This is a genomic window from Pseudomonas sp. (assembly GCF_049590575.1).
In the GTDB taxonomy this organism is placed as follows: domain Bacteria; phylum Pseudomonadota; class Gammaproteobacteria; order Pseudomonadales; family Pseudomonadaceae; genus Aquipseudomonas.
Genome location: NZ_JBAWDE010000254.1, coordinates 1 through 22,826, shown reverse-complemented (window position 1 = coordinate 22,826; position 22,826 = coordinate 1). Strand labels below are relative to the sequence as shown.

Genomic DNA, 22,826 nt, shown 5'->3' with positions numbered 1-22,826 from the left:
CGCTGTTCCAGGCCACCACGTTCAGCGACAACGCCACATCCGCGCCATCGCCCGCCGCGTCCGCCAGGGCGGTTTGCAGCAAGGTCGCGGCGCCGCCAAAGCTCAGCCCCCACACCGCCACGCCCAGGTAAACCACCTGCGGCACATCGCCGAGAACGCCGAACAACAGGCTTACCGCCGCGAAGGACAGCAGGCTCGCCAACACGGTTTTGCGTAACCAAGGGTCGACGAGCTTGGCAGTGAGCCAAATCCCCGCCAACGCGGCGATGCCGAACACCAGCAACACCAGGTCCACGCGTTCGGCCAGGCCTGCGGGCGTCACAAACGGCGCGATGTAGGTGTACAAAATGTTATGCGCCAGCATCCAGCTGATCACCACCGCCAGCACCGGCCGCACGCCCGGCGTGGTCAGCACGTTGTGCAGTGACAGGCGTTGATGGGCGGGCTGGGGCGCGTAGTCCGGGACTTTCACCAGCACCCACACAATCAGCACCAGGGTCAGGGCCGACATCACGCCGAACGCAGTGCGCCAACCTACCAGGCCGCCGAGCCAGGTGCCCAGCGGCACGCCCAGCGACAGGGCAATCGGCGTACCGACCATCGCCAGCGCGAGTGCCTTGCCCTGTTGATGCGGCGCGACCATGCGTCGCGCGTAGCCACCCAACAGGCTCCAGGCCAGCCCCGCCGCGACGCCGGCGAAAAAGCGCGCCACCAGGGTCACGCCATAGTGTGACGACAGCGCGGTGATCGAGTTGAACAGCAGAAAACCGACGATAGTCAGCAACAACACATTGCGTCGGCGCCAGCCGCGGGTGGCGATGGTCATGGGGATCACCGCCAGCAACGAGCCGAGCGCATAGGCGGTGACCATCTGCCCGGCCATGGACGGGGAAACCGCCAGGCCTTCACTGATCAACGGCAACAGGCCGGCGGGCAGGGTTTCGGTGACGATGCAGATGAAGCCGGTCATGGCCAGCGCGAGCAAGGCACCCATCGGCAGGCGCTCGGATGAGGCAGATAAGGTCAGTGAGGGCGTCACGGGAAACTCCTTGAGGCTATTTAGATACTGATCGATATAAATATTGCAGGCTGCGTGCGCACGTTGTCAACGACTTATGTATCGACTAGTATTTATCTCATTGCTTACCGGAGACCAGACATGGCACAGATGGGCCGCCCCCGCACCTTCGACCGCGAACAGGCCGTGGAACAGGCCATGCACCTGTTCTGGCAACACGGTTACGACGCCACCTCCCTCGCCCAGCTCAAGGCTGGCTTGGGTGGCGGGATCTCCGCGCCGAGTTTCTACGCGGCGTTCGGCTCCAAGGAGGCGTTGTTCGATGAATGCGTGCAGCGCTACTTGGCGACCTACGCCCAGGTCACCGAATGCCTGTGGGACCAAACCCTGGCGCCGCGCCAGGCTGTCGAGACCGCGCTGCGCCAGTCAGCGCGCATGCAGTGTGAAGACGGGCACCCTAAGGGCTGCATGGTCGCGCTGGGCGTGATGAGCGCGCCAAGCCCGGAGAATGCGCGAGTAGCGGACGCCTTGACCGCGTCGCGGCTACGCACCCGTGCGGGGATCGTGGCGTGTGTGGAGCGCGCGATCACCTTGGGCCAGTTGCCACAACAGACCCAGCCGGCCGTGATGGCCACGGTGTTTGACAGTTTTTTGCAGGGGGTTTCGATATTGGCGCGCGATAACGTGCCCCATGCAGTCATCAACGCCGCAATCAGCCAGCTTCTGCTGACATGGGACATTGCAGCGTCTATCGCGCCGCCCAGCCATCCCCACATCTGAATAAACAATCCACAAACGCCCGAGCCCCTCGGACAAAAACACAGTGACCGTCGCACTCCCAGGCGAAATCAATCACCTCCCGGCACGGTAATAAACGCATCGGCACCGGTTGAGTATTCGATGATGGACGGCGTTCCCATCTTGAGTTTATGCCGCTCAATATGGTCGCTTTTCATCCGGGAAAGGAAACGCACCAAGTACAAACCGGGCTCATCCAATTTGACCACGTACTTGAGTTCATAGGATTCGGACGGGCCGACATCCAGATAAGGAAACACCAGCAAGGTCGAACTCATGCCGTCGTATCGCGCGCGGGCAATGTCCCAGGCGCGGCCATACACCGGCAGGCCTGCCTCGAAACGCTCAACTTTGACGACCGATAAGACCCGCTGATCAAGGTTCAACCTGGCGATGTCATTACCGCTGTTGGAGAGCGTGACGCCAATCTCCAACAAACTCGCGCCGCCCTCGGCGGGCATCAAGTGGGTAGCCAGGCTCGCGCCCACATGGGCGCTCAGCTGGGTCTTCATCTGCATTTCCTTGAGCAGCAGCGCGCTCATCTGCGAGTCATGTTTGACGTAGTAGGTCACCCATACGGTCCAGGCGGCCACACACATCAGGCCAACAAGGGACGCCACACTCGCAAATACACCCACCTTGATCTGCACCAGCTCCCAGTAGCCGCGGCGCAGAGATTTTTCTCTTGGAGACGTACGATTCATACACAGGTTGCTCCTGAACAAAGCGAGCAAACCTACGGCAACCCCATACGTTCAAGCAATAAACCTCACGCTGGCTCAGCGCTGTCCTCAATAGAAGGCTCGCTGATCGGCACCGGCTCGGCCATGAACAGGAACACCGGCGACATCATCGTCGGTGATTGTGACGGCCTGGTGGTGGTGGAGCAGGACCGCGTCGAAGAAGCGATTCGCCTGAGCCGTAGCCGGGAAAATAAAGAGGACGGTATTCCTGCAGGGCTGGAGGCCGGAAAAAGTACGATGGACTCGCTGGGGTTGGGGCCGACGCTGGAGAAGCTTGGGAGGCGCTGACGTCCAACCCGCTCCGATCAGAATACTCCTACAGCTTATTCCGAATCGAGACACGCCAGGAACAATGGCCACTTCTTTATAGTAACGCTTCGCATTTAGCGGATACCCCACCGAAAACGCGCCCTCCTCCCCAGGGCGCGTCCTCGTTTAGAAGGATCTTTATGCAAAGCCTTACACGCTCCCCCACACGCCTGCTCGGCGCGCTGGCTGTGATTGTCTGCGGGCTATTTACAGCCCAGGCTAGCGCCGACCACACCGACCTCTCACTAACCCACGAAAAAAATAGTCAGTCTTATGTCGTGAATGTCGATGGCAGCTTTGTGCTGGATGTCGAGCGGATTTTCCGGGTCAATGAAGAACGCGCCATCGAACCCAATGCCCAACGGTCGGTCAGCTACAACCGCACCCTTGAAACCCTGGACATTCTCGATGCGTATACCTTGAAACCGGATGGGCGCAAGGTCGTGGTGTCGCCCGAACAGATCAAGGAACAGCAGGAAACGGCCTCGGCCGACGCGCCGATGTTCCAGGACTCGCGGGTCAAGGTGGTGATATTCCCGGAGCTGCAGGTGGGTGACCGCATGGTCCTGCGCTACCAACGTCATCGCCACACGCCGCTGTTTCCCGGCCAGTTCGAAGACCTCTTCGCGCCGGACTTCTACCAGAACGAGCAAGTCCATCTGAGCTACGACATGCCCAGCGACTTGCCGCTGCACTCCGACCTAAGGGGCTTTAAAGCATCCGCGCCGACCACGGCAAAAGGGCGAACGGTGTACCGTTGGGATTTGCAGTCTGCCGAAAAAAATCGCGTAGAAGATGGCTCCGTCGCTTACACCGATTACGGCCAATTCCTGGCGGTCTCGACCTTCGCCAGCTACAAGCAATTTGCCCAGGCGTACGCGTCCAGGGCCCAGGTGGAAGTGACGCCGGCCATCACCCAACTGGCCAATGAGCTCACCGCACACCTGCAAACACCGCGCAGCAAGGCGTTGGTATTGAGTGACTGGGTGCGCAAGAACATCCGTTATGTCGCGGTGTACGTCGGTGCGGGCACGGTGGTGCCGCACTCGGCGCAAGCCGTCTTGGATAACCGCTATGGCGACTGCAAGGACCATGTCGCCCTGCTGGAAGCACTGCTCAAGGCGGTCGCCCTCGAAAGCTCGCCAGCCCTGATCAACCTCGGCAACGCCTACGAATTGCCGAAGGTGCCGACCCTGGGCGTGCTCAACCACGCAATCACCTATATACCCGGCCTTGACCTTTACCTGGACTCGACCGCCAGCCCCATCGCTGCCGGCTACCTGCCTATTCCGGAACTGGGCAAAACGGTGGTGCTGACCCAGACCGGCGAGTTGGGCCATACCCCCGCCAACCAACGGGGCAAGGTCGACACCGCGCTACTGTTCAAGGTCAATGCACGCGGTGGCGCCGACTTTACCCACGACTCAACCGTGGAAGGCTGGGGCGCGGAATTCAACCGCTTCGTGTTCAAGGCCATGCAGCCGGCGGACCGCGACCAGTTGGTCGGGAACGTGCTGAGCATGTACGGGCAATCCGGCAGCGGCGTGATCGAATTCGACTCACTGGAAGGCAATGCCAACACCTTCAAATCCACGATCAAGGGCCACACCGGCAACCTGGTCAACCTGCCCGGGCCGACGGGCGTTCCGACCTTGACCAGCCTGGCCGGCGGCATTGCGCAAAACGTGTTTACCTTCTTCACCGAAAATGAACGCACCCAGACCTTCACGTGCGTATCGGGTGAAATCTTCGAGCAGGCACGCCTGGAGTTCCCCGGCAAAGTGCAGGTCCTGGCAGTGCCCAAGGCAGTGTCGCTGAAAAAGGCTGGCTTCGATTACCAGGCTACCTATGTAAAAAAAGCCAACACCGTGCTGATCACGCGTCACTATGTGTTCGCCAAGGCAGACGCGCTGTGCACTCCGCAGGATTTCCGAGCCATGAAGCCGGCGATTGAAAGCATGGTCAACGACCTGAAGAGCCAGATCATCGTGCAGGCCAAATAACGGCCTGGTTCTCGCGCTCCAGCTGGAGGAGCTGGCGCGCCAGGATCGTCAGGAGGTCGAGGCTGATTCAAGGGCCACCTCAGCCACGCGTATGTCGACGCACACACTGCACCAGCCCGTCCAATGCCTGCGACTTCACCGGTGCCAGCACGCAGACCGTGTGCTCGCGTTCGCCTTCGGCCACCGTCAGCGTGTAATGCACCTCACCGGGTTTACAAGAGGCCGGCAGAGCGCTTTGCGGTAACTGAAAGAAATCAGAAGCCTCGATCAGTTGCCGCACTTCCTGCTGGTCTTGCTCGGACAAGGTGCCCACCTCCACCGTGCGAGGCTTGGACAAGCCGGGAAAAAACGCTGGCCCGCCGTTTTCCGAAATCGAAATATGCATCACTGTTCCTCACTGCCAAGGCCTGATGTCACACATGAATGCCCACTGCTTTCCAGCCGTCCTTGACTGCGTGCTGCTCGTCTTTGTCAGCACCGTACAGGCGACCCGCAATATCGTGGGTAATCCGCGCAAACCGCAGAAACCCTGAGTTCGGCCGCAGGCGCGAGTCGCGCAAGGCGTCATACCAGATGCGCCCTGCCCGCTCCCAGGCAAAACCGCCGATTAGCGTGGCCACCTGATAGAACGCATGGTTGGGAATGCCGGAATTGATATGCACCCCGCCGTTGTCATCATAGGTCTGCACAAAATCATCCATGTGCGCAGGTTGAGGATCTTTGCCCAGCAACTTATCGTCAAACGCCGTCCCCGGCGCTTTCATCGAGCGCAGGGCAACGCCTTTGATCTTGCTGGTAAACAATCCCTTGCCGATCAACCAATCCGCGTCCTCGGCCGTTTGCTTCAACGCATACTGCTTGATCAGCGAGCCAAACACGTCCGACAACGACTCGTTGAGCGCACCGGATTGATTGAAATACATCAGCTTGGCCTCATCCTCGGTCACCCCATGGGCCAATTCATGGCCAATCACATCAAGGGCGATAGTGAACCGATTGAACACCTGCTGATCCCCATCACCAAAGACCATTTGGCTCGAATTCCAGAACGCATTGTTATAGCTCCGGCCAAAGTGCACGGTGGCGTCCAGCGCCAGGCCGGCATCATCGATGGAGTTGCGGGCAAACACCTGCTCGAAAAAGTCGAAGGTAGCGCCCAGACCCTCGTAGGCCTCGTCCACCGCGACATCCCCGCTGGCGGGTTGTCCCTCGCCACGGATCAGCTTGCCGGGCAAGCTATCGGTACCCTCGGCGCTGTAGATCGACCGGCGTTTTTCAGCCGCCATTGCCAGCGCCATTTGGGCTGGACCTGCGGCTGGAAGCGCGACCATGCGCAACGCGCGGAACGTGCTGTCTTTGGCGCGGGTGCGCAACGCGCAATCGCGCTGGGCTTTATTACCGTTGCGCGCGATTTGATCAAGCATGTACGGGGGAATAAGGCAGAAAATCGGATGACGACCGTGGCGACTACACATAAGCCAACTCCGTGTGGATCCTTGGTGAATATCCAGGCAACCGTTTCAGGATAGTTGCCTCGAGTGAGCGCATGAGACCAATTGTCATAAACCTGTGTTGCAGTTGTGTTTATCCAGGGACCTGCAAGGAACCGCCATGCCGGCACGCAAAGTCAAAGTCGACCTTTCACACCGTCCTCGGCTCGCCGACCTGCGACCGTTGATCCCAGCCAGCCCGACGCTGACCCTGATGGAGGCCAGGGCCGCCGTTAAAAAAGTTACGCCGCCCGAGGCGCTGCAGGGTCGGCAAGGTTATGCCGAGGATTTCCTCAGCAGCTTCGTCGTACCGTGGCCCACAGTGGATGACGCACTGGCCGACGACGTACAAGCACTGGATGACGGTGCAACACGACTGGACTACCTGCATTTTTCAGTGACAATGTCGCGCCCCCGACGACTGGCGTTCTACGTGGGCGTCAATATCGACGGCGGCTCGCCGGTAGACGTGCCCCGCAGCAACGATACCTGGGCCTATGACGGTCGCGTGCCGATCAGCGCACAGGTGGGCGAGGAGCTCTACGCCAGTAATGGGCTGGATCGTGGTCACCTGGTTCGCCGGCAAGACCCCAACTGGGGCGAAGACGCGACAGTCGCCAACCTCGATACCTTCCACTTCACCAACTGCTCGCCGCAGATGAGTGCGTTCAACCAGAAGACCTGGCTGGAACTCGAGGATTACATTCTCGACAACACACGCCGCTGGAAGGCCAGGGCCACGGTGTTCACCGGCCCGGTGCTGGCTGAAGATGACCGCGTTTACCGTGGCGTGAAAATCCCCAGGGCGTTCTGGAAAGTCATCGCTTATCTGGGCGATGACGGAAAACCTTCAGCGAGCGCCTACATGATCGACCAAAGCCGTGAGCTGGACCAGTTGGACCTGGTCTTCGGCCCGCTCAGAACCTACCGCCGCAGCGTCCTGCACATCGAGCAATTGACCGGCATCCGTTTTGGCAACCTGGCCGACTATGACGGGTTCAGTAATGAAGAGCGCGCGACGGGCACGCACATTCAGGCGCTTATCCAGGGCCCTGAAGATATTCGGCTATAACCGAGGGATTCAGGCATCGCCTCAAGCTCAGGAGGAAAAAACTTCCGCGCGCTGTCGCGTCGGGCGCGCGTACCTGAGCGGTTGCTGCTGCCAGGCCAGTTGCGCCTGAACCTCAGCCACGGCCTGCAGGACTTTCTGTGCCCAGCGTTCATCCTGCGGGTCCACCACAACCACGCGAAAGCCGTGATCCTGGCCCTCAAGCTGCACCCCTTCGGAATCATCGACATGCAAGTCGATATCGAATGCCGGCGGAAATTTCGAGGGCGCGTTCATCAGCCCATGCACCGTCAGGGCCTGGCTGTGCAACACGCTGTTGACCACGCCGTCGACGCGGATGCCATACAGCAACAGCCAGCGCCTGATATAGGCCGGGGTCCGGCCCGACGAGGTGTAGACCCAGATACTGCAGCCCTGGCGCCTGAGCTCGCGCGTCAGCGAGCGGGTGCCCAGGCGCAACGGTTCGCCCAGCCAGCGGTGCACACAGGCCGGCAGACGGCTGTGCTCGACGGCGCAGTGGTGAAGCTGACACGCCAGGGTGTCATCGATATCAAACGAAATACGCACGCGCGGTTGCCTCTTCAGCGCTATCGGCTTGCAGGACTTGATAGCCTGCCAGGCCCGCGTCGCGAAAACCCGGCATGTACCCAGGCTCGGATAGCGGCTCATCAGTAGCCCTCCCGCGAGACGCTCAGCGGCGTATCGCCTAGAAAAAACTCGCCTGGATCAGGCGCTTTGTCTTCCAGGAAGGCGGCGTATTTTTTCTTGATCTTGGGCAATTCGTACAAGGCCTTGACACCATGCTTGGCGGAGTTGCGTATCACCGACGAGGGGTTGAAATAACCTTCGGCGTTTTCCAGCGTCAGCACAAACGGCGGCAAGCCTGCGCGCATGAGCAAATAGCTGACGATAAGCGACCCGCTACGGTTGTTACCTTCAATGAACAATTGCGGCTTGCTGAGGATGCGAACATATACACCGGCCGCACGCTTCCACACAGACTCGCTGCGGTAGGCGCAATACCAGTTGTACAAGTCCTTTATCCCCCCTTCAACATTGTTGAAGAAGTGCTGCTCGGTAGCGGCCAGGTGCTGGGCGTATTCCAGCCGACGCGCCGGGTCGCGGCCACACAGCACGGTGGCGTTGATCTCCAGCATCAGGTTCAGTTGCTGGAGGTCGAACAGGTCGACACCGCGTGCGACATAGTCATCAATGAGCGCGTAGCCTTCAAGCACATTGTGCAGCACTTCGTCAGTCAAGGGGTCGCGCTGCTCGGTAAAGTGCCGGCTGAGCTCGGCAAAACGGGCCTGCACCTTGCGCAGTGCACGTTCAATCGCAGCTAGATCAAGACGACGAATTGCAGACATTAGCGATCCTGAAAACAGTCAATAACAAAATAAAACGACCGAAGGCCGAGTCGCGCCGTGGTTCCGGCGTGGGCGGCATTCGGCCTTGATCGGAGGTGGTTGCCTAGCTGAACTTGCCGCTGATGTAATCCCCGGTCATTTGTTCGCGTGGGTTGTCGAAAATCTGCGCGGTAGGGCCCATCTCCACCAGGTAGCCCGTGCGCGTGCCCTGGGAAATATCCACCGAGAAGAACGCTGTGGTGTCGGCGACCCGGATGGCCTGCTGCATGTTGTGCGTCACCAGGGCGATGGTGTAATCCTTCTTCAACTCGACCATCAATTCCTCGACCCGGCGGGTGGCGATCGGGTCAAGCGCCGAACACGGCTCATCGAGCAACAGCACTTCCGGCTCGGTTGCGATGGCGCGAGCGATGCACAGCCGCTGCTGCTGGCCACCGGACAGCGACAGACCGCTGACCTTGAGCTTGTCCTTGACCTCATCCCACAGCGCCGCGCCTTGCAGGGCGTGCTTGACGCGGTCACCCAGGTCGCCCTTGTAGCGATTGAGGCGCAGGCCAAAGGCGACGTTGTCGAAAATGCTCATCGAGAACGGATTCGGCTGTTGAAACACCATGCCGATGTAGCGGCGCACGACTACAGGGTCGACGCCCTTGCCATACACGTCTTGCCCGAGGAAGTGGACGTGGCCTTCAAAGCGAAAGCCCTTCACCAGGTCGTTCATCCGGTTAAGGCTGCGCAGTACGGTACTTTTGCCGCAGCCGGAGGGACCGATGAAGCCGGTGATCTTGTTTTTTTCAATCGGTACATGGCTGTCACGCACGGCCATGAAGTTACCGTAGAAAATCTTGTCGAGCTTGCAGTCCATGACCACAGGCGCCTGGGTAACAAACGGAGCGGCTATTTGCGCAGTTGAGACGTTCAAAATTCAGATGCTCCCGTTTTCAGTACTTGGGCTTGCCGAAAATGCGGCTGACAATGTTCACGACCAACACAATCATCACCAGCACCAGCGAAGCCGCCCATGCGAGTTCGAGCTGGTTGTCGAAAGGCATGCCGGAGAAGTTGTAAATCAGCACGGCCAGCGACGCCGTCGGGTTCATCACCGCCAGGCTGCCGTCGTGGTAAATCCAGTAGTTGCTGAACAGCGCGGTAAACAACAGCGGCGCGGTTTCACCCGCAGCGCGCGCCACCGCAAGCATTACGCCGGTGAGGATCGCCGGCATGCCGGTGGGCAAAATGATTTTCCAGATCACCTGCGAGCGCGTGCAGCCCATGCCGTAGGCAGCGTCCTTCATGATCTTGGGCACCATCCGCATCGACTCTTCAGCCGTCAGCACCACGATGGGCAGCATCAGTACCGCGAGTGCCACGCCACCTGCCGGTGCCGAGTAGGTGCCAGTGGTCATGACCACCAAGGCGTAGGCAAACACGCCGGCCAGGATGGAAGGCAGACCTGTGAGCATCTTGGCGGCAAAGCGTGCGGCGTTTGCCAGCTTGCTGTCAGGCCCGAGTTCGGCCAGGAAGATCGCGGCCATGATGCCGACCGGCACCGCGATCGCCGCCGCGATACCGACCATCACGAAGGTGCCCGCCATGGCGTTGCCAAAGCCACCGCCCGTCTCGAAACCGGTGGGTGGCAATTCGGTGAATACCTCCAGGCTCAGGCGCGCGCCACCGCGCGTAATCAGCATGTAGAGCACGGAAATCAGCGGCACGCTGGCCAGCAGCGCGCCCAGCCACACCAGTGTGGTCAACACCAGGCTGCGCAAGGCGCGGCCCTCGAACTTGCGCTGCAGGCTGGGCATGGCGCCGGCCTGCGGGGTCAGGCTGCCGGCAGGGGAAGTCAGGTCAGTCATTATTTGTTACCCCGCTGGGCGTACAGCATGATCATCGAACCGAGGATGTTGACCAGCAGCGTGATGAACATCAGCACCAGTGCGGCGTACATCAACACCTCGATCTCGTTGGGGCCGGCTTCGGGGAAGTTCAGCGCCAACAAGGCGGCCAGGGTATTGGCCGGGGCAAACAGGGAAAGCGAGATGTTGTTCGCGTTGCCCACCAGCATTGCCAGCGCCATGGTTTCACCCAGCGCCCGGCCCAGGCCGAGGACCAGCGAACCGAAGATGCCGGTCGCCGCAGAGGGCACCATCACCTTGAGAATCGCTTCCCAATGGGTGGTGCCCATGCCATAGGCGGCCTGTTTGGTTTTCATCGGGACGCCGGTGAGCGCGTCCTGGGAAACCGCTGCGATGGTCGGCAAAATCATGATGGCCAGTACCAACGCCGCCGGCAGCAGGCCGGGCCCGCTCAAGGACGTGCCGAAAAAAGGAATCCAACCCAGTTCGCTGTTAAGCCAGGCCGTGAGCGGGCGGATCGCCGGGATCACCACGTAGATGCCCCACAACCCATACACCACGCTGGGGATGGCGGCGAGCAATTCGACAATGGTGCGGAACACGGCGGCCAGCTTGGCCGGGAGGAAATCCTGGGTCAGGAAAATCGCCATGCTGACGCCGAAAAAGCCAGCGATCAGCAATGCAATAAAGGCGCTGTAAAGCGTGCCCCAAATGGCAGGCAGGATGCCGTACTTGCCTTGGTTAACGTCCCAGACACTGCCGAACAGTACATCAAAGCCGTGCTTTTCCATGCCTGGCAGGGCCTTGCGTCCAACCTCGAAGATCAAGGCGAAGACCAACGCCAGAATCAGAACCACGCCTATTCGCGCAAGCGCACGAAAGGTGCGATCAACCAGGAAATCCTTCGTAGAAGGCGGCCGGCAGGCTGAGTCCGGGTTAACCGGTACGACAAAAGGTGTGTTCATTGGCGAGTTCCGGAGCGGAGGGGAAAACTCTCTCGGCGCAGCTGAGCCAAACCGAGAGAGGCCTCACGAGCGTTACTTGATGTTGGCGGACGCTTTGCGAACCTGATCAACCACCGATTGCGGCAGCGGGATGTAACCCATCGAGTCGGCGATTTTCTGCCCCTCGGTCAGGCTGTACTCGACCATGTCGCGCATGGCCTTGGCCTTGGCCGGGTTGCCGTTGTCCTTGCGGAAGATCATCCAGGTGTAGGAAGTGATCGGGTAAGACTTGGCACCGTCCGGGTCCGGCAGCCAGGCCACCAGGCTTTCCGGCATTTTCACCGCGGCCAGGGCTTCGGCACCGCTTTCGGCGTTTGGTACAACGTAATGACCGGCCTTGTTCTGCAGCTGGGCGAAGTCGACCTTGGCCAGTTTGGCGAAGCCGTACTCGATGTAGCCGATGGCGCCTGGGGTCTGGCGTACGGTGGCGGTCACGCCGTCGTTCTTCGGCGATTTGATGAATTTGTCACTGGCTGGCCAGTTGACGGTGTTGCCCTCACCCAGCGCTTTCTGAAACTCCGGGTTGATCGCGGACAAGTGCTTGGTGAAGACCGCCGTGGTACCGCTGGAATCTGCGCGCACGACCACGGTGATAGGCGTGTCGGTCAGCTTCAGGTCCGGGTTGGCGGCGGCGATTTGCGGATCGTTCCACTTGGTGATCTTGCCCAGGAAGATGTTGGAGTAAACATCGCGTGGCAGCTTCAGGCCCTTCGGATTACCCGGCAGGTTGTAGGCCAGCACGATTTCGCCCGCCGTCATCGGCAGCAACTGCACGCCTTCGGCGACCTTGGCGATGTCCTCGTCTTTCATGGCCGAGTCACTGGCAGCGAAATCGACGGTTTTATTCAGGAAGTCCTGCACACCCGCCCCGCTGCCCTTGGATTGATAATCCACAGTGACGCCGGCGGTCTTTTTGCTGAAATCCTTGAACCAGGTCAGGTAGATCGGTGCCGGGAAACTGGCACCTGAACCGGTCAGGCGTACGCTTTCCTCAGCAAAAGCCATAGAACTGGCACAAAGAGAAACCGCAACGGCGAGTGCAGCAGACTTCATCAAGCTTTTCATTAAGGAAACTCCTTGTGATAACGGGCTCCCGAACTCTGCAATAGGTTTGTTACGTTTTTATGAATTTTGAGCAACAAAGCCCCGTTGTCCCCGGTTGCCGCCTCAACAGCCATGCTTACGCGCGTAATTAGTTCGTAACAAGTTGCGACTAACACTCTGCTACTCCCCTCCCCTGACGCGAGCGCCCGCCATGTTCTTAACAGAAGACGCCCTGATACGGCGCATCCACCGTGAATTGCTGGATCACAGTGACGAAGAGCTGGAACTGGAATTATCCGAAGACGGGCATGATCTGAACGCCCTGTTTGATGAACACGCTGAGGAAAGCAGCGAAAAGGCCGCGCGACGGGTGTATTTCAGTGAGCTGTTCCGTCTGCAAGGCGAACTGGTGAAGCTGCAGAGTTGGGTGGTCAAGACCGGTCACAAAGTCGTGATTCTGTTCGAAGGCCGCGATGCCGCCGGCAAAGGCGGTGTGATCAAGCGTATTACCCAGCGCCTCAACCCGCGCGTCTGTCGGGTCGCCGCCCTGCCGGCACCCAACGACCGCGAACGCACGCAGTGGTACTTCCAGCGGTATGTCTCACACCTGCCAGCCGCCGGAGAAATCGTGCTGTTCGACCGCAGTTGGTACAACCGCGCAGGGGTCGAACAAGTGATGGGTTTTTGCGACGACGATCAATACGAGGAATTCTTCCGCAGCGTACCGGAGTTCGAGCGCATGCTCGCCCGATCCGGCATCCAGTTGATCAAGTACTGGTTCTCCATTTCAGACCAGGAACAGCACCTGCGCTTTCTCAGCCGCATCCATGACCCGCTCAAGCAATGGAAGCTCAGCCCCATGGACCTGGAGTCGCGCCGACGCTGGGAAGCCTACACCAAGGCCAAGGAAATCATGCTCGAACGCACCCACATCGCCGAAGCGCCCTGGTGGGTGGTGCACGCCGACGACAAGAAGAAAGCCCGGCTCAATTGCATCCATCACCTGCTCGCGCAGATGCCCTACGAGGAGGTCGAGCTACCGCAGATTGAACTGCCCACACGCGTGCGGCAGGAGGACTACTCGCGCAGTCCTACACCACCTGAGATCATTGTGCCGCAGGTCTATTGAGACGAGGCAACCGGGGCGCGCCGCAATCAGCGCCCTGGTGCTTATCCGATCACGTTTTAACCCTGGATTGCCGGGGTAAATTCAGGGCAAAAAAAAAGCCTGCATCGCTGCAGGCTTTTCTCTATCTGGCTCCACGACCTGGACTCGAACCAGGGACCCAATGATTAACAGTCATTTGCTACTGAGAAAAGGGGACAGATCTGCCTGATGTACTTGGTCCATCTTAAATAAATCTGTCCCGTTTAACTGTCCCGTTTAACTAGTCCCGTTTAACTAAGGTTGGCCGGTGCAAGCACCTGCTCCATCAGCGTGTCCGGCTCCGCGTTCGTCCACGTCACAGACGCCGCCGATACCTGTGCGCTGTCAGCCATCATCCTCGGATACTGTCCGGGACTCGGAGTAACAGTCTTCTCTTGGAGAAATTTCTGCATTTCGGTATTCAACGAGACTTTGACGCCTACTGGCGGCATAACTTGTTCGGCTCTTGGTTACGGGGTTATTCGCCACTTACTACGGCCTCGGCTGACTTCTGCACGTTCATCCCGTCGCCTTTCGACGCTCGGTAGCACTGTGGCAAACGTGCAGATCTCCCAGGATAATTCGCGCGACCTTCCTGCTTATGCCTGTCGGATCTACGTCGCAGCGTCCCGTGCAAGTATTGGGCTTTAGGGAAACACGCCCCTTTACCCCGCTGCGCCGCCTCTATCCGCTTGCTGTTCGTCAGGCCAGCATTTTGCCTCGGGCTTCCTTCAGATTCGCGGTCACCCGCGACACCCTTGCCTCTGGCTAACACTTCCCCTTGCCGGGTGTGTAGAGGACTTTCACCTCCAAGTCACCAGCGAGGCCACCACAGCCAAGCTGGTTGCGCTTGCGCGCAACGCGTCATACCTGGCGCACGTGCAAAAACACCGGCGCAAGGCCGGTGTCTAAAGTGCCAGACCAGCTCGATACGAGACTTTTACAGATAAATCAACATCAGCGCGACAATACCAATGTGATACTACCTCAAGAACATATCGATATCGTCTAGAGCATCCGCAATTTGCCCTGAGATGATGTTGTCATCTAGATGTTCACGAAGAGCAATGAGTACTTTTTCTTTATCAAGCTGGCGGTGAATCCTTGCTATATGTCCAAGACAAGTTACTGCAAGCCCTCTAACATCAGGGCTTTCGTTGCTGAGGAATTCTAAGCATTTATTCTGTGCCCATCTCCAATCAGAATCATTTAAAGCAACGGAGACAAGTGCCTCACAAATGTTCTTAACATCCCTCGAAGCGAACGCTTTTTCTAAAGCTCGCTTATTATAAGTTTGGGAATCTTGATAGTTCATTAACGCTTCCCACCAGTAAGAATATTACCTTTACGATCAGCCATACCTGCCTGTTGCAGGGCTTTTTGCATGTCTGGATGCAAATCACTCCAAGAGCGGACATGGCCGTGATAAGTCGTATCTAGCGTTTTGTCAAAAACAACAAAATCTTTAGAATCATAGTCAATTCCGACTCGGCGAGGGGATGTCGGTTTAACTTGAATCGAAAAATCTAGCGCTTCTTGACCATTGACCGGAGCACGACTCTTAACTGCATTATCGACTTTCCCGTGGTAGGGAGCAGCTTCATAGTCCAATCGGCGCATGGCGCCTGCACTTTCACCGGCAGCTCCTGTCGCTTTTGTACCAGCCTTGCCCACCCCAAACAGGATTGCTGTCCATTTTGAAAGTGTACCAAGGGTTTCAGGGGCTACGTCAACGCCTACTCCTGCTGCTGCATTACTTGCTGCCCCAAACACATTTTGGGCGATACCTGCGGCAAGTACCCTGTCTCGGGACTGGGTGTTCATGTAGTCAACCGCTATCAGCATACGCGACACCTCATCGGGCAGGCTGCCACTGGCTCGTGCTTGAGAAATCAGTTCATGAGTTTTGTAGTAACTCATTACCCATTCGCTGTAGGCCTCTCTACATTTCGCAGGATCACTCTCACAAATGCCATTGAGGCGTTTTTCGTTAGCCTCATTTAAATCGGCGTATTTATTTATGACGTCCCGGCAGTTGTTCTTGGCTTCACAGGTTCTCGCTTCACCGATAAGCGCCTCGACCTCCTTGTGCTGCAGCTCGTTGTAAATCGTTCCTTGCTGGGCTACCCATCCTGCAACCTCCTGGTCTTTTGCATTCCCTCCCAAACCTGCCGCAACCGTCATTCCGATCAATTGTGAGGTCATGGCTAGGACACGCTCGTGGGCCTCGCCGGGGAATAGGTCTTCACCAAAAGTTTGTATCAGCGCTTTGTTAGCACCAGCTGCGATGGCAGCAGATGCGAAGTCGCCACCCGCAGCTTCCGCAATCAGCCCACCGACGATCGCATGCACCGCCACCTTTGTGGAAAGGTCAGAACCAACTAGAGCGGATCCCACCCTTTCGTAAATCATTCCTGAGAGAAGACTGGCAGTCAGATCAATAGCCGCTTGACCAACATTTTTGCCAAAGCTGCCACCGTTGATGACGGTTTTCAGCGCCGAATTGACAGCGAGCTGTCTACCAAGATCAGCGGCAGTGAATGCCCCGGTTACGCCAAACAGTTTTGCTATCGGACCGCTCAGCCCCGCAATCGCGTAACCTTTAAGACTTTCGCCAGAAGTCACATCTTTAGCGATGTCTCCTAGGTTCCCCTTGTTATTGATAGTGCTCGTTGCAGCCTTGATGGCTACACCGGTATAAACGGCGCTCGCGGCAAGTCCTGTTGTTGATGTGGATGCGGCCCCAACAAGCCCCGCACCAGCCCCCCAAGTAAAGTAGGTGACGATAATAGCGATCACTAAAGCCGCGCCGCCGCCCAGGCTCGAGTTGTTGTATTTAAAGCTCTCATGAACTTCCTGAACTTTTCGCCAATCCACGTCCCCACGCCTTTCGGCTTCCTTGAGCCAGGCTAGCTGAGGATCGGCCTTGACCATCGCGTCGATGGCTTGACTTACGGTGTGCTGGTCAATCTGCTTGATATCTATCTTTAGCCCATCCACGGCCTGGATGGTCAGATTACCTTTAGTCAATATTTGAGTCTGACGGAGCGTCTCATCGGTCTTACCTTGGCCTTTAGTTGTGTTCCAAACAAAGCTGGTATTGCTCTTCGCATGGTTCTCCTGATGAAGATCCTTAACGGCCTCAAAGGTTACAGATCCGCCGCTTTTTATAAGGAGATCTTCACCGCTGGTGAGCTTCGCTGCCTGGTAAAGCTGATCCCCACCACTGGCGAGCACCATGTCGCCGCCAGAGGTGATCTGGCTGCTGATATTGGTGACTTGAGTGACTTCGTCCCGCTTGGTTTTCTTAGCGCCGAAGGAGCCTTTGCTCTTTTCATCGTAAAGGGAGTAGTCGCTATCCTGGGCGGCATAGACGCCCAGTTTGTTTCCAGCAGCGAGGTATGCCTCTTTCCCAGCAGTGATACGACTGGAGGTTATGGCCATATCGTTACCAGCGGAGACGGCAATGTTTCCGCCTGCGGTGATATTGCTCGCGACCTGCCGAACGTGATCTTCCTGAATCGTCAGTCTTTTGTTTTTCGAGAGAAAGTGACTTTCATCTGCCGCTGAACTGATAGTCACATCCCCCGCCCCAACCAGGCCGATATCCCGCTCAGCATCGATGTCGCCCGCAAAAACCGTGACATCGCGGCCAGCCTGAACCGAAACGTCCCTCCCGGCACTGATACTGGCGCTGTACTGAGTAGTGCTGCTGCTGTTGCGGTTTACGCCGCGATCCAGACTATTGGTGGCCTGTGCGGAAGCGATGTTCACGTCCCGACTGGCGCCCAAGATCACGTCAAGCCCACTTTGCAGTGCGCCACCGATGTTATTGATATCTCGCCCCGCCGAAATATTCAGGTCGTTGGCCGACTCGACGCGAGCCGCGCTGTCGACGTAATCGTTACGAACCTGATCTTTTCCGTAAGCAATCTGCGACGAAGTCACCGTGCGCTCGTTTGTTACATCGCCTGTAAGCGCCGTTAACGCCACATCCTTACCGGCGATAACGCCGCCCGCCTTGTTGGTGAGGTCCTTGCTGGCCAACAGATCCAATCGACCACCCGCCTGCACCAGCCCGCTGCTGACCATGTCCTGGCCAGCAACGGCAGACAGGTTGTCGGTAGCTTTTAACGTACCGGCATTGGTCAGGTTCTTGCCGGCGATCATCGTCAAATCAGTGCCTTGAATCAGCGCCCCATTAGGTGCCAGCCGATTATTGGCTTGCGCCATGTACAACACCGGCACCAGCACCTTCTCGCCATTAACCTCATGCTCTTCAAGCCAGACTATGTCGTGAGTCAGCGCCGCGACCTGTTGCGACGTCAGGCTCACACCAACGGCGAGATTGAGTTCATTCTTGCTCGCGATGGCGTTGTTCATCAGGTACTTGAACTGATCCTCATTGGAGGTCTGGCCATCGATGAAGGCTTGGCCGGTGCGAGCGACCACAGCTTGCTGTACCAAGCGTTGTTCGTAGAGCCCGTCACCGAGGCGCTTGGCGCTGGTATCGGGGTCGTAGCCAAGGCGTGTGAGCAAGTAGTCCGAACTCATGAATTGCTTGAGGTCGGTGAGTGCGGGGTTGGTTTCGATCAGGTACTTCGGCGGCTTGACCGCCGTCACGCTGTTAGGAAGGCCTTGCACGCCCACGATTTGGCTGACGGCCGCACCCGAGGTGTCTTGGGCGTTTAGTCGGAACAAGCCGTTTTGACCCGTCGGCAGGCTGAAACCCGGCAACGTAGTTGGGTCAACTTGCAGTTTTGCCAGGTCCGGCGGCAACTGGCGGTTGAGCAAGACGGTTGAAGGTTGGGTCACGCTGAAAACGCTGGTGTTCGCTGACCGCTCCTCAACGGCCGTCGTGGTTTTCTGAACCACCAGATTGCTGATGTCGTTACTTGCTGAGACTTTGGAGGCGCCGCCAGCCTGGATGATGGCCGGTGCAGCCGCTTTGCCATCGGCCTGTACCGTCACAGGGTCGTTGATGCCATAAAACAAGGAAGGATCAAACTTCGCGACCAGTTGGCCAAACGCCACAGGATCAAACGGCCCCGAACTCGGATGCTGGTTGTTGTAGGTGCGTACATCGCTCATCAACCGGTAAAAGTCACTCCCCGAAACCCAGTTACCGGCGCCCACCTCGTGACCGGATGTGCCCGATGCGGAAAGAGCCGCCTGGTTGATGATGTTGGTGCTGGTGATGGATAGGTCGTTTGCCGCCGACAGCAGGCTGTATTGGTTGAGGACGCTTGTGCTGTTAACCGTGAGGTTGTGCCCAGACACAAATGTGGCCATGGGTGAGTCAACGCTCACGGTGCTTTCAACTGTTTTGTAAATGAATACCGGGCCACGCACACGTGGGCTTTGAGGGCCGTCACAGTGTTGTACGCAGGACATGGTCATGAAGCCGCCTACGACCACCTGCTCCATGCTGAACTTGTCGCGCTGGTTAGCAAAGTTTGCGGCGTCGACGTTGATGTCGCCGCCGGCCTCGATGCTGCCGGAGCGGTTTTCCAGGCGTTGGGCTGAGCTGCCTGGCGCTCTGCCTGTGACGATAAGATTGCCAATGCTGTAGATGTCGGCGTAGCGGTTTTTGATGCTGTTCGCCTGGAAGCTCATATTCCGACCGCTGAATATGAAGCCTCGGCTGCCGTCTTCGGCCTGATCGTTAAGGAGTGTCTCAGCGTTGATCACCAGGTCTTGCGAGGCCGCCAGGGCCCCGTAGTTGGCGAGGCCCGTGGCGGTCACGGTCATATCGCTGCCAGAGGTCAATCGGCCGTAGTTATTCAACTGGCCGATGACATTGATATCGGTTTTACCGCCGCCCGTGATACTGGCGGTAGCGCCGAGGTCCAGCTGAGAGGCAGCCACTTTCAGCTCGGCCAGGCTGCTCATCCGGCCGCTGCCCGAGTAGCCACCGGTCAACTTCAGGCCCAGCGTCCCGTCGCTGCCAAGCACGCCGTTATTGACCCAGATATCGCTAGTGCCGAGAAACGCCGTCGACGCCAACAGTTGCCCGGTAGCAGTTTGTGTGAAGTTCTTGATGTTGACGTTAAGCGTGCCGGCCTGGATCACCCCGCTGTTGGTCCAGCTTTCGGCATCCAGAGTCAGGTCACCGCCCGTGGTGAAGCTGCCGCCGGCGTTCATTACATCGCTGCTGGCCACACCAAAGTTGCCTTTGCCAGCATGCATGATGCTACCGCCAGTGTTCAGCAAACTGCCGGTCGTGAGGTTGATATCGTTGTTTGCCGTCTCCAGCATGCCGCTCTGGTTATTCAGCCGCCCACCAATCTGGAAGCGGGTGATGCCACTGTTGCCGAGTGCGCGCAGTTTGCCGGTCTGGTTGTCGATGCTGGCCGCTGTGATCGTTAGGGTACTGTCGCTTTCGATAATGCCGAGTCGGTTGTTCAAATCACCGTCGAGGGTCAGGTCGATTATCTGGCCGGAGATTTGGCCACCTTTATCGCCGCTGTTGTCGAAGTGGTTGCCGGTGACGATCACGCCCTGCTTTGCATAGAGCCCACCCCTGCGGTTATCGAAGTCAGCCGTTCGGGTGTCGATCAGCGCGTCGCCGCCTTGTGCAGCGATGCGGCCGCCGTAGTTGCTGATGCCCGCCAGCGCACGGATGTCCAGGGATTGCGCCTGGATCGTGCCGCCTTTGCCGTCGAGGTCATAACCATTCTTGAGCACGCCCGTGATGCGCGCGGTGAACGCGTTTTGCAGGCTGGACAAGGTACCGCCACGGTTGTCGACGTGATCGGCGGTGACGCTCAGTTCGCCGTCCTGGGCGATGATGTTGCCGTCGAGGTTGTCGACGTCGCCGCTGGTTTTGAGCTCGAGCGCGGTTTGACTTTGCAGCGTGCCTTTGGCGTTTTCTAGGCTCGCAGCCTGCAGGTTGAGGTTGGCGCTCTTGCTGTAGATCAGGCCGTCGTTGTCGTTCTGCACCACACCGCTGGCGGTCAGCAGCAATTGGCCGTTGACTGCGACGGTGCCGCCGTTGCGGTTATCCAGGCCGCCGGTGAGCAGGGTCATCATGCGCTGGCTGGCCAATTGGCCGCGCTGGTTATTGACCTGATCGGCGCGTTTCAGCAGCAGGTCGCCAACGCTGGCAAATGTGCCGTTGGTGTTGGTCAAAGTGCCCAGCAGGTCGAGGGTGGCTGCGCCGTTGGTGGCGATGCTGCCATCGGTGTTGTCCAGGTCGGTACCGGTGACGGTCAGGCCGAGTTGGGAGCTGATGGTGCCGCTGACGTTGCGCAGGGTCATGGCGGTGACAACCAGCGCCTCTGCGCTGTCGATCTGGCCCTTGTTGCTGTTATCCAGCACGCCGTTGACGGTGAGCGTCTGCCCTGCTCCGCTGGACAGGCTGCCCTGGCGGTTATCGATGTTGGCCGCGCTGACCGCCAGTGCTTTTTGGCTAACCAGCGCGCCTGCGTTGCTGTTGGCCAGGTCGCCGCTGAGTTCAACGCGGACCTCGCCGTTGAGGCTGGAGAGCTTGCCGTGGTTGCTGTTGTCGAGCTTGCCGCCTTTGACTTCAAGGCCCTGCAGCCCAGAGATCAGGCCCAGTTGGTTAAGCATCTGATCGGCTTGGATGTTGAGCGTTTGTTCGCTGATCAAGCTGCCGCTGTCACTGTTGTTGAGGCTGCCGCCAATCAGCCGGATACCGGCCTTGCTGGCGATTTCACCCCCGCGGTTATCCAGGTCTGCGCTGACAATGCGCAGGTCGCCCTGGCTATAAATTTTGCCCTGGGTATTGAGGAGATTATCTGCGTTGATGCGGGCCGTATCAGCGCTGAGCACCTTGCCGCCATTGCGGTTATCCAGCGTACCTGCAGTAATTTTTGCGACACGTTGTGCGCTGACAATACCGCCGCTGTTATCCAGAGCTTGATCCACCGAAACACGCACGTCACGGCTGGCAACCACACTGCCGTTGTTACGCATGCCTTGGGCGCGGATCTTGATATCGCCCGTGGTATTGCGGGTGTTATCGTCGTTGACGCCCGCTTCGATGATAGCGTTATTGGCCAACTGCCCCTGGGTGCCCAGTTTGATCTGATCGCGAGCGGCGATATTTTGCTGGATGGTCAGCGCATCACGGGCCTGCACGTTAACGTTGCTGCCGTAGACCGTACCCTGCAGGTCGGCGCGGGTGGCCTTGACGTTCACTGCACCGTTGGCGGCGATTTGCGCGACGGTCAGGTCGCCATTCGCGGCGATCTGGATATCCCCCGCACTGGCAGCCATTTTTCCATCGAGCTTTACCCCGACGCCGGCTTCGCTGCTGACCAGCTTGATCGCCCCGGCGTACATGCCGCCGAGGGCCGAGGAGTCGATCGCCAGTTGCGGCTTGGTCGCCGGGTCTGCTGTACGGGCAGTGGCGTTGAGGGTCTTCGCATCAACGTCGTTGGCACCGGCAATGATCGTCAGGTTCTTGGCCTGGATCTCGGCATTCAGCTTGGCCGAACGGGTGATGATTTCGAAGCGGTCGATGTTGTTGGCGTTGAGCCCGGCACCTTCAATGGCAACGCTGCCTCCGTCAACCTGGTAGCGGTTGACCTGGCCGTTCTCGATCACTGCTTTACCGGTGGTCAATGTCGCCTGCGGGGTGTTGATAAAGCCGCAGCCATTGCAGGTGATGCCATACGGATTGGCCACGATCACATGGGCCGACTGCCCCGCCACTTCGGTATAGCCGCGTAACTGGCTCGGACTACCACCGTTCACCTCGTTGAGGATCACATTTGCGGCATTGCCCTTGAGGTTGGAGTTGCCGAGGATGATCCCACCCAACTGCGTGGACTGGGTCCGGCTGGTGGCGTTGTTGAGGATCACGCCCTGCTGGCCGACGTTGTAATCCTTGAACTGGTTATGCGACAGCCCGCTGCCATTGGGCGCAGCAATATTGACGATGGGCACGCCATTGCCTGCCTGGCCAAGTGTGGTCCCCGGCGCGCTCACCACAATCCCATCCGCCTGCGCCA

At 58.5% G+C, this 22,826-nt stretch carries 17 protein-coding genes and 1 pseudogene; 5 read left to right on the top strand and 13 right to left on the bottom strand.

Translation table 11 applies throughout. The annotated features are described in order from the left end of the window. The coding region (locus tag WBR57_RS17665; protein WP_424085089.1) for an MFS transporter at nucleotides 1-1,039 on the bottom strand (1,039 nt) is incomplete at its 3' end. 120 nt (nucleotides 1,040-1,159) lie between these two features. On the opposite strand from WBR57_RS17665, the gene WBR57_RS17660 reads away from it, so the two are divergent. Further along, complete coding sequence (locus tag WBR57_RS17660) at nucleotides 1,160-1,798, top strand: TetR/AcrR family transcriptional regulator (RefSeq protein WP_424085087.1); 639 nt, start codon at nucleotides 1,160-1,162, stop codon at nucleotides 1,796-1,798. A 68-nt stretch (nucleotides 1,799-1,866) separates the two neighbouring features. Here WBR57_RS17660 and WBR57_RS17655 read toward each other — a convergent pair whose 3' ends face one another. Beyond that, on the bottom strand, nucleotides 1,867-2,520 hold the full coding sequence (locus WBR57_RS17655) for a hypothetical protein (protein ID WP_424085085.1): 654 nt from the start codon (nucleotides 2,518-2,520) through the stop codon (nucleotides 1,867-1,869). A gap of 123 nt (nucleotides 2,521-2,643) precedes the next feature. Here WBR57_RS17655 and WBR57_RS17650 point away from each other — a divergent pair, with 123 nt between their 5' ends. Both WBR57_RS17650 and WBR57_RS17645 read left to right on the top strand, forming a co-directional pair. Further along, a complete protein-coding gene (locus WBR57_RS17650; protein ID WP_424085083.1) occupies nucleotides 2,644-2,847 on the top strand; it encodes a hypothetical protein in 204 nt (67 codons plus the stop codon). Nucleotides 2,848-3,008: 161 nt separating this feature from the next. Next, nucleotides 3,009-4,871: a DUF3857 domain-containing transglutaminase family protein gene (locus tag WBR57_RS17645; protein WP_424085081.1), complete on the top strand. Its 1,863-nt coding sequence runs from the start codon at nucleotides 3,009-3,011 to the stop codon at nucleotides 4,869-4,871. Between the two features lie 79 nt (nucleotides 4,872-4,950). On the opposite strand, the gene WBR57_RS17640 is transcribed toward WBR57_RS17645, so the two are convergent. Further along, nucleotides 4,951-5,256: a protealysin inhibitor emfourin gene (locus tag WBR57_RS17640; RefSeq protein WP_424085079.1), complete on the bottom strand. Its 306-nt coding sequence runs from the start codon at nucleotides 5,254-5,256 to the stop codon at nucleotides 4,951-4,953. 28 nt (nucleotides 5,257-5,284) lie between these two features. Further along, a complete protein-coding gene (locus tag WBR57_RS17635) occupies nucleotides 5,285-6,346 on the bottom strand; it encodes a M4 family metallopeptidase (RefSeq protein ID WP_424085077.1) in 1,062 nt (353 codons plus the stop codon). A 136-nt stretch (nucleotides 6,347-6,482) separates the two neighbouring features. On the opposite strand from WBR57_RS17635, the gene WBR57_RS17630 reads away from it, so the two are divergent. Beyond that, a complete protein-coding gene (locus WBR57_RS17630) occupies nucleotides 6,483-7,433 on the top strand; it encodes a DNA/RNA non-specific endonuclease (RefSeq protein ID WP_424085075.1) in 951 nt (316 codons plus the stop codon). 27 nt (nucleotides 7,434-7,460) lie between these two features. On the opposite strand, the gene WBR57_RS17625 is transcribed toward WBR57_RS17630, so the two are convergent. The 6 genes from WBR57_RS17625 to pstS all read right to left on the bottom strand — a co-directional run bounded on the left by WBR57_RS17625 (nucleotide 7,461) and on the right by pstS (nucleotide 12,722). Beyond that, a complete protein-coding gene (locus WBR57_RS17625; RefSeq protein WP_424085074.1) occupies nucleotides 7,461-8,099 on the bottom strand; it encodes a hypothetical protein in 639 nt (212 codons plus the stop codon). After that, nucleotides 8,099-8,797, bottom strand: a complete 699-nt coding sequence (locus tag WBR57_RS17620) for a hypothetical protein (RefSeq protein ID WP_424085072.1) — start codon at nucleotides 8,795-8,797, stop codon at nucleotides 8,099-8,101. The genes WBR57_RS17625 and WBR57_RS17620 overlap by 1 nt, the downstream gene beginning before the upstream one ends. Before the next feature lie 103 nt (nucleotides 8,798-8,900). Continuing rightward, nucleotides 8,901-9,662, bottom strand: coding sequence for a phosphate ABC transporter ATP-binding protein PstB (gene pstB / locus WBR57_RS17615; RefSeq protein ID WP_017847588.1), 762 nt, complete (start codon nucleotides 9,660-9,662; stop codon nucleotides 8,901-8,903). 76 nt (nucleotides 9,663-9,738) lie between these two features. Beyond that, nucleotides 9,739-10,653: a phosphate ABC transporter permease PstA gene (gene pstA, locus WBR57_RS17610; protein WP_424085069.1), complete on the bottom strand. Its 915-nt coding sequence runs from the start codon at nucleotides 10,651-10,653 to the stop codon at nucleotides 9,739-9,741. Next, nucleotides 10,653-11,618 (bottom strand): phosphate ABC transporter permease subunit PstC, encoded by a 966-nt coding sequence (gene pstC / locus WBR57_RS17605; protein ID WP_424085067.1) that lies wholly within the window; start codon nucleotides 11,616-11,618, stop codon nucleotides 10,653-10,655. Before pstC ends, pstA begins: the two co-directional genes overlap by 1 nt. Nucleotides 11,619-11,690: 72 nt before the next feature. Beyond that, the gene (gene pstS, locus WBR57_RS17600; protein WP_424085066.1) at nucleotides 11,691-12,722 is read right to left on the bottom strand and encodes a phosphate ABC transporter substrate-binding protein PstS; all 1,032 of its coding nucleotides are present in this window, start codon (nucleotides 12,720-12,722) and stop codon (nucleotides 11,691-11,693) included. Between the two features lie 190 nt (nucleotides 12,723-12,912). Between pstS and ppk2 the strand changes: the two genes are divergently transcribed. After that, the gene (gene ppk2, locus WBR57_RS17595; RefSeq protein WP_424085064.1) at nucleotides 12,913-13,830 is read left to right on the top strand and encodes a polyphosphate kinase 2; all 918 of its coding nucleotides are present in this window, start codon (nucleotides 12,913-12,915) and stop codon (nucleotides 13,828-13,830) included. Between the two features lie 275 nt (nucleotides 13,831-14,105). Here ppk2 and WBR57_RS17590 read toward each other — a convergent pair. The 3 genes and pseudogenes from WBR57_RS17590 to WBR57_RS17580 all read right to left on the bottom strand — a co-directional run. Further along, nucleotides 14,106-14,300: pseudogene (locus WBR57_RS17590) on the bottom strand (group II intron reverse transcriptase/maturase); the annotation flags it as partial. Nucleotides 14,301-14,830: 530 nt separating this feature from the next. Then, nucleotides 14,831-15,163, bottom strand: a complete 333-nt coding sequence (locus WBR57_RS17585) for a hypothetical protein (RefSeq protein ID WP_424085062.1) — start codon at nucleotides 15,161-15,163, stop codon at nucleotides 14,831-14,833. Continuing rightward, the coding region (locus WBR57_RS17580) for a filamentous hemagglutinin N-terminal domain-containing protein (protein ID WP_424085060.1) at nucleotides 15,163-22,826 on the bottom strand (7,664 nt) is incomplete at its 5' end. The genes WBR57_RS17580 and WBR57_RS17585, both read right to left, overlap by 1 nt.